The organism is Micromonospora rifamycinica, assembly GCF_900090265.1.
Lineage (GTDB): Bacteria > Actinomycetota > Actinomycetes > Mycobacteriales > Micromonosporaceae > Micromonospora > Micromonospora rifamycinica.
In genome coordinates, this window is the sequence record NZ_LT607752.1 from 918,042 (window position 1) to 930,192 (window position 12,151).

At 75.4% G+C, this 12,151-nt stretch carries 7 protein-coding genes; all 7 read right to left on the bottom strand.

Features of this window, described 5'->3' with window-relative positions; translation table 11 throughout:
- Nucleotides 1–11 precede the first annotated feature (11 nt).
- Nucleotides 12–2,192: an NHLP family bacteriocin export ABC transporter peptidase/permease/ATPase subunit gene (locus GA0070623_RS03920; RefSeq protein WP_067306287.1), complete on the bottom strand. Its 2,181-nt coding sequence runs from the start codon at nt 2,190–2,192 to the stop codon at nt 12–14.
- Complete coding sequence (locus GA0070623_RS03925) at nt 2,189–2,998, bottom strand: hypothetical protein (RefSeq protein WP_067306290.1); 810 nt, start codon at nt 2,996–2,998, stop codon at nt 2,189–2,191. The genes GA0070623_RS03920 and GA0070623_RS03925 overlap by 4 nt, the downstream gene beginning before the upstream one ends.
- Complete coding sequence (locus GA0070623_RS03930) at nt 2,995–4,479, bottom strand: SagB family peptide dehydrogenase (protein ID WP_067306293.1); 1,485 nt, start codon at nt 4,477–4,479, stop codon at nt 2,995–2,997. Before GA0070623_RS03930 ends, GA0070623_RS03925 begins: the two co-directional genes overlap by 4 nt.
- Nucleotides 4,480–4,517: 38 nt before the next feature.
- Nucleotides 4,518–6,800, bottom strand: coding sequence for a TOMM precursor leader peptide-binding protein (locus GA0070623_RS03935; protein ID WP_067306296.1), 2,283 nt, complete (start codon nt 6,798–6,800; stop codon nt 4,518–4,520).
- Between the two features lie 234 nt (nt 6,801–7,034).
- Nucleotides 7,035–8,060, bottom strand: a complete 1,026-nt coding sequence (locus GA0070623_RS03940; RefSeq protein ID WP_067306298.1) for a hypothetical protein — start codon at nt 8,058–8,060, stop codon at nt 7,035–7,037.
- Nucleotides 8,061–8,211: 151 nt separating this feature from the next.
- Nucleotides 8,212–11,094, bottom strand: coding sequence for a helix-turn-helix transcriptional regulator (locus tag GA0070623_RS03945; RefSeq protein WP_157517509.1), 2,883 nt, complete (start codon nt 11,092–11,094; stop codon nt 8,212–8,214).
- Between the two features lie 365 nt (nt 11,095–11,459).
- Nucleotides 11,460–12,041 carry a DUF305 domain-containing protein gene (locus GA0070623_RS03950; RefSeq protein ID WP_067306304.1) on the bottom strand — a complete coding sequence of 194 codons (582 nt, stop codon included), beginning with the start codon at nt 12,039–12,041 and terminating at the stop codon, nt 11,460–11,462.
- Nucleotides 12,042–12,151: the final 110 nt, after the last annotated feature.

Here is a 12,151-nt window from a genome sequence, read left to right on the forward strand (position 1 = left end):
ACCCGCTCGGGTCAGTTGTCCCGGACCAGCCGGGTGTACGCCCCGCCCCGGGCGACCAGTTCGTCATGGGTGCCGCGTTCCACCTCCCGGCCCGCGTCGAGCACGACGATCAGGTCGCAGTCGCGGACCGTGGACAGCCGGTGCGCGACGATCAGGCAGGTGGCTCCACGTCGGCGCAGGTGCAGGTCGATCTGGCGCTCGGTCTCGGCGTCCAGCGCGCTGGTCGCCTCGTCGAGCACCAGCACCCGGGGGTTGCGGACCAGCGCGCGGGCGATCTCCAACCGTTGCCGCTGCCCGCCGGAGAAGTTGCGGCCCCCCTCACGGACCGCGCTGGCCAGCCCGCCGGCCCGCGCGGTCACCTCGGCGTGCACGCAGGCGTCGGTGAGGGCGGCGTGCACGTCCTCGTCCGGCACGGTCAGGTCCCACATGGTCACGTTGTCCCGGACGGTGCCCTCGAACAGCCGCTGGTCCTGGTCGACCATGGCGACGGTGGCCGCCCAGAGCCCGTCGTCGACCGCCGTCCGTTCGACGCCGTCCACGGTGACCCGGCCGGTCCACGGCCGGTACAGGCCGGCGACCAGCCGCCCGACCGTCGACTTGCCGCTGCCCGACCGGCCCACCAGGGCGACCCGGGCACCCGGGGGCAGGTCGAGGGTGAACCCGGTCAGCAACGGCTTACCCAACGGGTGGTAGCCGAAGGTGACGTCCTCGATGCGCAGGTGCCCCTCCAGCGGCGTCGCCGGCAGCGGCGGCGGGTCGTCGACCGGCAGCGGGTACCGCTCCACGTCGCGCAGCCGGTTGAGGTCGGCGCTCATGTCCTGCACCCGGGAGCCCAGCGCGGTGAGGTTGCCCAGCGGGCGGTTCATCGCGGCGGCCAGCCCCTGCATGCCGACCAGCACGCCGACGCTCATCGCCTCGGTCACCACCCGGTCGCTGCCCACGCCGAGCAGCACCGCCGTGGTCAACGCGGCCAGGAACGCAGGCAGGACGGAGAGCACCGCGGTGGGCACCCCCAGCCGCTGCTGACGGCTGGCGACGGTGGCGTTGCGGGCGGCGAACCGGGCCGCGGCGCGTTCCTCCTCACCACCGGCCTTCACCGTCTCGATCATCTGCACGGTGGTGTAGACGGCGGTGACCAGTTTGCTGCGGTCGGCCTGCAACCCGGCCACCGCCACCGACCGGGTCGCCGCGACGACCCGCAGCACGGTGACGTTCAGCCCGGCCAGGACCACCGCGCACAGCCCGAGCAGCAGGTCGTACTGGCACAGCAGCGCGCCGTACGCCAGCACCAGGGCGGTGTCGACGACCGTGGTGGCCGCCCGCCGGGTCAGCACCTCGGCAACCATGTCGTTGCCGCGTACCCGCTGGCCGAGGTCGGCGGCCTGGCGTTGGTCGAAGAACGCCGGCGGCAGCCGCAGCAGATGTCGGAAGAAGCGGGCGGCGCTGGCCAGCGCCAGCGCGGTCTCCGCGCGGACGGTCAACCGCTGCTGCAACCAGCTGGCCAGGAAGGTCAGCACGGTGGCCACCGCCACCGCCGCGACCAGACCGGCGAAGGCCGCCTGGTCCTCCTGGAGCAGCACCCGGTCGACGAAGACCCGGGCCAGCACCGGGACGGTCAACCCGACCAGGGCGATCAGCAGGCCGAGCAGGAGCATCTGCACGATGGCGGATCCGGGGCCGCGCCAGCGTTCCACCAGCGCCCGGACCATCCGGTACCGGGTGCCGCCGGGCTGGAACTGCGGCCCGGGACGCATCGTGAGCACGATGCCGGTGAAGGCGCCGTCGAACTCGTCCCACCCCACCGCCCGGGGGCCGGTGGCCGGGTCGTTGATCCAGACCTTGCGGCCCAGCCCCTCCAGGACCACGAAGTGCTCGAAGCGCCAGAACAGCACCGCCGGCAGGGCCACCGTGCGCAGTCCGGCCAGGTCCATCTGGAAGCCCTTGGCCTCCATCCCGTACCGCCGGGCACCCCGCAGCACGGTGGCGGCGGTGGAGCCGTCCCGGCTGACCCCGCAGACCCGGCGCAGCTCCTCCAACGGCACGTGCCGGCCGTGGTGGCCGAGCAGGATGCCCAGCGCGGCGGCCCCGCACTCCACCGCCTCCATCTGAATCAGGGTGGGGGTGCGGACCCGCCGTCGGCGGATCCGGGGCCGCTGCGGTGCCGGGACCACCCCGGTCGTCGGCGCGCTCATCGCCGCAGCAACCAGTCGACCGGGTGTTCCCGGGCCACGGTGAACCAGGCGGTGACCTCGCTGGCCGAGTTGAGCTGGAACGGTGGCGGGGCCTTGGTCCAGCGCAGTCCGCCGGGGGCCGCCGGATCGGGCTCCAGGGCCACGGTCACCCGCACCACGCTGCCGTTGGCCAGTAACCGCCGGACGTCCTGACCGGTGCCGAGGAAGGCCCGCAGCGACGCCTCGGTCTCCGGGAACGCGCCGACGGTGAGGACCCGCCCGGCCAGGGTGCCGAACACGTTGCGCGGCGCGGCGGCGGCGGCCACCTCGACCGGGACGCCCGGTTGCAGCAGCGGCGCGGCGACCGCCGGGGCGTAGACGACGGCCTGCAACGCGTCCCCGGCGGTGTCGAGGCGTTCCAGGTCGGCCAGGTGGCTGCCGGGGGTGACGATCTCCCCCTCGGACACCAGCCAGGCGACCACGTACGCGTCGCCCGGCGCGGTCTCCACCAGGACCTTGCCGGCGACGGTCCGCAGGCTGTAGAGCGGGGTGCCCTTCGTGACCCGCTGGTGCGGGGCCGCCCAGACCTTGGTGACCTGGCCGGCCTCCAGCGCGTCGAGGGCGGAGATGCCGTTGGAGTGGATCAGCACCCCGGCCGCCTCGACGGTGCGCGGCACCACCGTGCGGACCGACCAGGCCCCGGCCACCACCACGGTGATCACCAACGCGGCGGTGGCCAACCAGCTCGGCACGGTGGTCAGCCGGACCGCCCGGTCCAGCTGCTCGGGGGCCTCGAGCTGCTGCAACGCCTGCCGACGGAACTTCACGGCCCGGCCGCCTCGGGGGCGACCGTACCGAGCAGGAAGTCGGCCACGCTCGGTTCGACCAGCGGGTCGAGGCCGGACAGCTCGGCGAAGGCGTGCGAGTCGCCGGCACCGAGGGCGCACGGGGCGAGCCCCATGGCGGTGGCGACGAGGTACATCTGGTGGGTCAGCACCCCGGCGTCCTTGAGGATCATGGCGTAGCTCATCCCTTCGTACTTCCACATCAGCCGCTGCACCCGCGCGGTGACCACCAGCACGACCTGCGGCGGTCCGGCCATCGCGCCGGCCGCGCGGGCGTAGCCCAGCAGCCGGTCGGCGGCCGGCGCCCACCCGGCGACCGCCTCCAGCCGGTGGCCGGTGGAGTCGTAGTGGTACAGCCCCGGATCGAGGTCGGCGCACCGGCGCACCAGCGGATACAGCTCCAGCTCGTAGATCCCGCCGCCGCCCGGATAGGGACGGTGCCCCACCTGCTGCCCGCCGGACTCCCCGGCCAGCGTCCCGTGCTGGACCCGGTGCAGGAACTCGGCCAGCCGGTCGAGGGTGGGCGGGGCCGTGTCGTCGTGCCGGCGCACGCTGTGCCGGGCCGCGACGACCTGACTGAACGACGGGTCCGCCTTGGCGATGGTGGCCAGGTCCGGCAGCGGCAGCTCGATGGTTCGTCCACCTTCGTACGGACGCGGCAGCGGCTGCGGGGGGAACCGGTCCCGCAGCCGGTAGGTGCCGCCGACCGGCATCGTGTGCCGGCCCACCCGGGAACGGTGGTGCAGCCGCAGCTCCTCCGGCGACCAGTAGGCCAGCGGCGCGTCCTCGACCTCGGCGGCGTACTCGGCGGCGGTGACCAGGATCCGCGCGGTGACCAGCTCGTCGAGGACCCGGCCGGCGACCTCCGGAGGCACCGCCAGGGACCGGGCCACTGTCTCCGGGCCGACGCCCTGCACCGCCGCGGCCAGCACCGCGCCGAGCGCCGCGTCGACGCAGCCGACGGCGAGGGTGCTCAGCGGCGACGTGGCGACGAGCATGTCGCGCTCGTGTTGCAGGGCGACGAACCGGGACAGCCGGTAGCGGGCCCCGGGGACGTGCCGCCGGGTCTCCGGCAGGCTGCCCCGGCCCAACCCGGTCGGCAGCAGCTCCAGCAACGGCCGGTCGGCCACCTGTGCCCGCCGCTCCACCCACGAGTGGCTCAGCAGCCGGCGCAGCAGCAGCTGCGCGGGAAGCACCCGGGTCTCCCCCTCCAGGCTGCTGACCAGCCTGCCCACCTCGACGTCGCTGACCCACCCGGCGCCCAGCCGCAGCAGCAGCGCCCGCCGGCTCATCCCCGGCTGCTCCAGCCGCAGCCGGAACCGCCCCTGGCGCAGGGTGGCCGCGCCGTCCTCGTCGAGCACCAGCTCCGCGTCCCGGCGCAGCCGGTACAGGTCCTGCACGGCCGGGCCGGTCAGTGCCGTGCTCACCGTGCACCGGCCGGTGGCGTCCGCCACTGCGGTCATCGTCGACTCCCCTCGTCCGGCCGGGCCGGGTGGTCCGGTCAGAAGAACACGTTCAACGGGTTGGCCGACTCCTCGTCGTCGGCCGACGGGGTACGGCCCAACGCCGCCGGGACCTGCCACAGCCGGCCGGGGCCGAGCCGCCGCCAGAAGTGCCGCAACCCCGGCACCACGACCTTCACCACCGCCAGCTCCACGTCGGGCCGGGACTGGTCGACGACGATCACCTCCAGACCGGCCCGCGCGGCGATCCGGACGCAGCGGCGGACGTCCTCGGCGACGTCCCCGGTGGTCAGGGTCGGATGGTCGGCCAGGGTGCGGGCCGGCCGGGTCGGATCCGGGGTCAGCCAGGGCTGGTCCGCGATCCGGACGGTGCCGAACCAGCGGGCGCTGTCCGGATCGTCGACGCCGTAGCGCAGCCGCCCGCCGGCCGGGCCGGGCACCGCCGGCAGGAACTGGTTGACCTCGGTCAACGCCCGGCTCAACGCGACCCGCGCGTCGAGGTGCGCGCCGAAGCCGACCAGCACGTCCTCCGACGGTCCGCCGACCCGCCGGGACACCGCGGCGAACGCGGGTATCCCCAGGTCGGCGGTGAGGTCCAGGGCCCACAGCTCGCGGCCGAGGGCGGTGGCGTGGTGGTCGACGCAGGCGGTCGTCCACGGGTCGGCGAACGAGGCCAGGTCCACCCCGGGCAGCCGGGAACGGTGGTACCACCACAGGGCCACGCTGTCGCGTTCGACGAGTTCACAGAAGCCCTGGAGGATCGCCTCCGGCAGGTTCGACCCGGCGGCGCAGCCGTTGGAGTCGGTCGAGCAGACCTTCAGCGTGGTCAGCTCCGGGTGGCCGTACCAGCAGTGCGCGGCGGGTAGTTCCCGGGGAGCGTCGCGGGTGAGCGACCAGCCGGTGGTCCAGTCCAGCTCCAGGTCGTCGGGCAGCGGCCGGGGCACCCGGTGCAGGTGGCCGAGGTCCCGGTTGAGCCGGTCGGCCTCGGCGTACTGGTGCTCGGAGTAGAGCAGCAGGTCACGCAGGTGGACCGCGCGGTCCGGGCCGAGCTGCCGGTAGCTGGCCCGGTGCACCGGCCGGTCGCCGCGCCACACCCCGCACCAGCGCTCCACCGCCTCCCCGATCGCGCTGACCCGCGCCTGGGTGTCGGTGCGGCCCTTGCCACCGCTCTGCCCGCGCAGGTTGCGGCGCAGCCCGGCGAGCTGCCGGGGCTGGGCGAAGTTGTGGCCCGCCGAGTAGGTGTGGGCGATCCCGTTGTCGACGGCTTCCAGGCTGGTCAGCCGGCTGACCACCCCGAGGTACCGGCTGACGTGGTGGGTCAGCGCCCGGTACGTCTCGGCGGGGTCGCGGGTGCGGGAGCCGTCCACCCGGCCGGGCAGGGCGCCGGCCGGGGGCAGCGTGATCCGGGGGTCCGCCTTGCCGACCAGGTCCGGGTCGCCGCAGGCGGGGCACTGGGGTTGGCGGACCAGCTGGTGGCTCTCGGTCGTCAGGTCCCGGGTGTCCAGGGCGATCATGCGGCCGGTCAGCCGGGGTGAGCGGCCCCGGGTGGCCAGCACCGCGAGATCGGCGGCGAGCAGTCCGGCCACCGCCATGGCCACGCCGGGAACGACCGCGCGGGCGGCCGACGGCACCTCACCCGCCGGAACCTGCCCGGTCAGGAACGCCGCCACCTGGTCGTTGGCCTCCCAGCGCTGACGCAGGCAGGCCCAGCAGCCGGTCTCGCCGGGGACCAGGTGCGGGCCGAGGAACACCACGTTGCCGTGCGCCCGCAGCAGGGTCCAGGGCCGCCCGGCGGCCAGGTGGCGGTCGTTGAGGACGGCCAGCGCGGGGTCGAGCATCGACGACGGGACGACCAGCACGGGTTCCCGTCCGGTTGCCGGGTCCGCCTCGGGGGCGTCCGGCCGGGTGACCGTGACGGTGAGGCCCACCGCCCGCAGCGCCTCGGCGATCTCGAACGCGGTGGGGGCGCCGAGGTCGACGAGGGTGACCGTGCCGTACCGGGTCCAGTGCCGCCCGGCGGCCGGGTCGACGCCCCGGGCGTCCCAGCCGGCGGCCTCGGCGACGGGGACACCCGCCGCACCGGAGACGAGCAGGCCGTGGCCGCGCAGCCGGGCCAGGGCGGCGGCGACCGTGGCGACCGGGTGCCGGTCGGCCAGCCGGGCCAGCACGTCGGCCAGTGGCGCGGTGCCGTCGAGGAGGTCGGCCAGGTCCGCCGCGACCGGGTCGTCGACGAGCAGGCTGCGGGTCTCGCCCAGGACGACGAGGTGCCCCTCGGGCAACCGCACCGGCACGTGGTCGGAGCGGAAACGCGGATGCCACATGGGTTCCTCCCCGCGTCGGCGTGCCACCGGGGAGGTCCGGCGGGATGTCGTCGACGATCACGGCTGCTGTCATCGTCGCCGTCGGCCGGCGGTATCCGGACCGATGCCACCGGTTTCAGCCGTCGGCGCGGCCGGCACGACGGGGCCGGTCAGCACGGTGGTGGACGGACGACGGGGTCCGGCCGGGCGGTCGGGCGGAGGCGGCCGGGCGGGGGCGGGGCGCGGCCGTCCCGGTCAGCCGGTGGTGACGGTCAGGGCGGTGTCGTTGAGACCCAGCACCGAGGTGCCGGTGGCCTGCGCCGGCACGAGGAGCAGGAACGTCTCGACCCGGGTGACCCGGATGCGCTTGCCGGTGACCGGGGCGCGCCTGCCGGTGGAGATCATGTCGGGGCTCTGCGGGACCATGGTCACCGTGGCCGGTCCACTGGGCTTCGGGCTGAGGGTGTCGGTGGCGTACACGGTCAGGAAGGTCAGCGTCCCCTCGGGCGTCGTGACCGCGCAGTCCGACCACTCCGCCCGGTCGAGGGTGCGCGCCACCCGCGCCCCGGCACCGGCGAGTTGCTGCTGGTAGACCTCCCAGCCGCCGGCGAACTGACCGTCGAGCAGCGGGCTCGACGCGACCAGCGCCCGGTTGCCGGTGCTCGTCCCGGTGGTGCGGGCGAACAGTTCCGCGGCGAGTGCCCGCCGGCTCGTCTCGTCCACGGCGGTGCCCCCGGCGGTGGCCGGTCGACCGGCGATGCCCCGGGCGGTGACCAGGGCCGACTGGGTGACCTGGACGTTGTGGCTGAGCTTCCACCGGCCGTCGGTGTCCCGGACGAAGTGGCTCACGTCGGTCGGGGCCAGCTCCGCGCCGGCCAGCCGCAGGGTGGCGGTGGCCAGGAAACAGCCAGGCTCCCCCGGCGGTACGGCGAAAGCCGGGTTGACGTGCTGGAACGCCGGCTGCGGGCGCTGGTTGTACTCGGCCCGGCGGATCGCCGCGATGCTGACCTCCAGCGACGGGGACACCTCCTGGGTGCGCAGGGTCTGCACGTCACCGGAGACGGACGCGGCCGAGTCGGCCTGGTCGAAGGCGGTGAGCACCAGCGCGGCCCGGTCCGCGTCGAACGCCGCCCCGGACGCGACGACGGTGGGGGTGGCGGCGTCCACCGGCTGGTTGCCGCAACCGGCCAGGACGAGCAGGGTCACCGCGAGCGCGACGGTGGGGCCGCCGGTCGGCACCGTGCCGGCGCGCGGCTTCCCGACGGATCGTGTGCCCACCATGTCGTTCTCCGTCCGTCGCCGGCTGCGCGGGATTCGCGTCCGATGGATCGAGTATGTGAGCGGTCGGCGGTGGGTGCCGGGTGCGGTGCGGCCTCATGGTGCGGCGGACGACGGTGGTGCACCGTACGGTGTCATCCGCGTCGGCGGCGGGTCACCGATCGGTGTCATCGAAGCGGGACACCCAGGCGACCAGCCCGGACCGGGACTCCACCCCCGCCTTGCGGTAGATCCGGGTCAGGTGCGCCTCCACCGTGCGGGGGCTGATGTGCAACCGGCGGCCGATCAGCCGGTTGGTGACGCCGGTGGACGCCAGCCGGGCGATGTGCCACTCCCTATCGGTCAGCGCGGTCTCGGCGAGCGCCCGGACCGGTCGGGTCAGCCGCAGGCCGACGCGTTCGGTGCCGCAGCGCGCGGCCAGGTCCAACGCCTGTTGCCGGGCCCGCGCGGCGGGGCCGCCCTGGTCCACCGCCTCCGCCGCCCGGGCGACCGCGACCAGGGCGAGGCTGTGCCGCAGGGTCATCCCGGCCATCCGGAACCGGTCCGCCGCGGTACGCAGGTACGGCATGGCCGCCGTCACCTCGCCCCGGGCGAGCAGCACCTCCCCGTACGCCGACTCGGCGAAGGCGCGCTGCCCGGACAGGCCGATCAGGTCGGCGGCCGCCATCGCCTCCCGGGCCCGCCGCTCCGCCTCGGGCAGATCGCCACCGGCCAGTGCGGCGGCGCAGAGCAGTTCCTGCCACATCGGCCGCAGGGAGGCCTGGAGGCGGGTCAGCCGACCGTCGCCCCCGGCGTCGGTGAGCATCTCCACACAGGTGTCCGGGTCACCGGCGAGCAGCGTCGCGGTGGCCAGCGCGGTCGCCGCGGTACGCCCGGACCAGCTGTCCAGGTCGGTGGCCAGCTCCACCGCGCCCCGGGCCAGGGCCACCGCCCGCTCGTCGTCGCGGGGACCGCCCCGCCAGGCGGTGGCCTGCGCCTCGAACGCCAGGGCGAAGCTGAGCAGGGAACGGCTGCCGATCCGGCGGGCGACGATCCCGGCCTCGGTGGTCAGGCCGATCACCGTGCCGAGCTGCCCCCGGTGGTAGGCCACCTGGCTGCGGCCGAGCAGCAGCTGGCAGAGCCCGTCGTCGCGGTGGGCGTCGCGGACCAGGGTGATCCCCCGGTCCAGGTGCCGGGTGGCGTCGGTGGGCCGTTCCAGGAACAGCTCGGCCAGCCCGAGCGCCAGTAGGCAGTCGGGGTGGTCGCGCAGGTCCCGGTCGGGTAGCGCGTCGACGATCGGCGTGCTGGTGGCGAGCAGGTCACGGGCCAGGTCGACGGCGCCGTCATGGGCGGCGGCGAGACCGCGTACCGCGAGCAGGGCGGCCCGGTCGACGCCGCTGGCGTCCCCGTCCGGGGCGTCGCCCGACATCGGCGCGGGATGGCCGGACAGGATGCCGACCGCGCCGAGTTCCGTGGCGAGCTGGTACGTCCCGGCGGACCGGGTCGGCGTGCCGATCAGCTCACGGCGGCTGATCGCGGCGGCCTCCGCGTAGTTGCCGAGCAGCCGTTCGACCCGTACCCACTGGGCCACCGCCCGGGCCCGGCGACCGCCCGGGTCGGCCGGCAGCTCGGGGACGACCTCCCGCAGCAGCGCCCGGCTCTCGGCGAGGTTGCCGGCCTCCCCGGTGATCCGGGCCAGCAGCAGGGTGACGTCGTGGCGGCTGGTCGGCGAACCGGCCGGCGGCCGCAGGGCGCGCAGCGCCGTGCGTAACCAGCGCACGGCCAGGTCCGGGGCGTCGCGGCGGATCTCCTGGGCGGCCCGGCAGAGCACGTCGACGTACGGGCCGACCGGCCGGTCGTGGGGCAGGGTGAGCAGCGCCTCGACCTGTGCCACCCGGGCGGCCGGGGGCGCACCGCGGGCGACCAGCGCGGCCAGCGCCCGGTGCTGGGCCGCGACCCGCCAGGCCACGTCGGTGTCCTGGGCGACGGCGGTGCGCAGCACCGGGTGCCGGAAGGCGAACCCCGCCGCTGCCGGGGCGGCCCGCAGCAGGTCACGACGGACCAACCGCCAGGCCGCCTCGGTGACCACCGGCGCCGGTAGCTGGGCCACCTCGGCGAGCAGGTCCACCGCGCAGGTGGTGTCGAGCACGGCGGCGGCCCGCAGGCAGACCGCGTCGACCGACGGCAGACCGGCCCACTCGGCGCGCAGAGTGGCGACCGCCCGGTCGGTCAGCCGGGACGGGCCGGGCGGCGAGGCGGCAGCCCGGTCGGCGTCGACCGGTGGAGCGGCAGCCCGGTCGGCGTCGACCGGCGGGGTGCCGGCGAGGGCCGCGAGGTAGCCGGGATTGCCGCCGGCCCGGTCGTGGCGCTCCCCCAGCTCGGCCGGGTCGGACTCCGGAAACAGCTCGATGGTCTCGGCGAGACTGAGCGGCCCCAGCTCGATCCGGTCCCGGAACCGGCCTGCCGGCACGCCGGGCTCGGGTGGGCCGAACGGCATGACGGTGGCCGTCTGCCGGGGCCGGTAGACCAGGACCAGCAGCAACGGCACCGGCACCGGGTAGCGCAGCAGGTGGGTCACGAGCCCGGTCGAGGAGGGATCGGCCCAGTGCAGGTCGTCCAGGACGAGAGCCAGCCCGTCCCGGGCGGCCAGGGTGAGCAGCCGTCGGGCCAGTTGGTAGGTGCGGAACAGGCGCGCGTCGAGCGGACCGGCCTCGCGGGGCGCCAGCGCCCCGGCGGCGTCGATCCCGCCGACGGCCTCTCGTCGGGCCCCGGAGCCGACGGGGTGCAGGGCGCCGAAGGCGTGCCGGAAGACGTGGAACGGGATGTCCCGCTCGGCCTCCACACAGGTGCCGACGGCCCGGGGCATGGTGGGGGCGCAGCGGTCCAGCGCGGCGTGGACGAGGCGGGTCTTGCCGATTCCCGGGTCGCCGACCACTTCGCACGCCACCTGCCTCCCGGTGTGCGTACTCTCGGCGTGCGCGGCCTGGATACGCGCGATCTCCGGGCGCCGCCCGACGAATGGTGGGCCGGACAGCGCATTTTCCAGTCCAGCTGCCATCACGCAGATCACGTGCTTTCCCTGTGACACTCCAATGGGGATTGACGGGACTATACCGGGGTGGCGGGAAGACGAGAAACATCGATGTCGGCGGGGTGGCCGAACGATTCGTCCCGATGGCCGTACGGATGGCGGAATTGGCCGCTTCGGCAGCACGACGGTCCTGGAAACCGATTCCGCCAGCGGTTCACTCCGGATCGCCGGCTATCGCGCCGGATCTGTCGCGGTAATGGGGACCGGTAGCGGATTCTGCTTTTCGCGCGGTTTTCCCGGGTTAGGGATCCGTCGCCGGTTCCCCGGGAGCTGGGGGAATCAGGCCCGGCCGGCGGACCCCGGTGCGCGTCGACGGCCGGCACGGCCGCCGGTCAGGGCGTGGGCCGGGCGACCGGCAGCCCGGCGAGCAGCCGCACCTGCGCGGTCCGCGACTCGTCGATGCGCCGGGCCAGGTCGCGCACGACCGGGGAGACGGCCAGCGCCAGATGGGCGCGGGCCAGTTCCGCGGCCTGCCGTTGCTGCGGAGCCAGTACCGCCACCAGAGCGGCGTCGTAACCGGCTGCCGGAGTGCCCCGCAACCGGGCCACCGGGTCGGCGTCGCCGGTCGGCCCGGGGTGCTCGTGCCGGTGCCCGCCGGAGTCCGGGTCGGCGGCCCGGATCCACTCGCGGGCGCGGTCCACCTCGTCGGCCTCGGTCGCCTCCACCGCCGCGACGAGGGTCCGCAGTGCCGGCTGACGGATCCGTTCCGGGGCGACCCGCAGGATGGCCAGGGTGCGTTCCTGGTGGGCCGTCATGGTGTGCAGGAACACCAGGTCGAGCCCGCTGACCGCGGCCGGCGGCCCCGATCCGGTCGCGGCCGGGTGTGGTGGGTCGACCGGCCGGGTGGCGGCAGCGCACCCGGCGACCGACAGGCTCACCACGACCAGCGCGACGGCCAGGCACCGCACCGACACCGACGGTCGCACCGCCGCCGGACGGGGCGCGACGGGGGGCGGTCCACACGCCCCGACGGTCGCCCGTCGCGAGCCCCTACCGGCCCCGCCCGACCCACCCCGTCCCCGCT

Coding starts and splice junctions, on each gene's coding strand:
- GA0070623_RS03920 (WP_067306287.1), bottom strand. CDS start 2,192: ATGAGCGCGCCGACGACCGGGGTGGTCCCGGCACCGCAGCGGCCCCGG.
- GA0070623_RS03935 (WP_067306296.1), bottom strand. CDS start 6,800: ATGTGGCATCCGCGTTTCCGCTCCGACCACGTGCCGGTGCGGTTGCCC.
- GA0070623_RS03930 (WP_067306293.1), bottom strand. CDS start 4,479: ATGACCGCAGTGGCGGACGCCACCGGCCGGTGCACGGTGAGCACGGCA.
- GA0070623_RS03940 (WP_067306298.1), bottom strand. CDS start 8,060: ATGGTGGGCACACGATCCGTCGGGAAGCCGCGCGCCGGCACGGTGCCG.
- GA0070623_RS03945 (WP_157517509.1), bottom strand. CDS start 11,094: ATGGCAGCTGGACTGGAAAATGCGCTGTCCGGCCCACCATTCGTCGGG.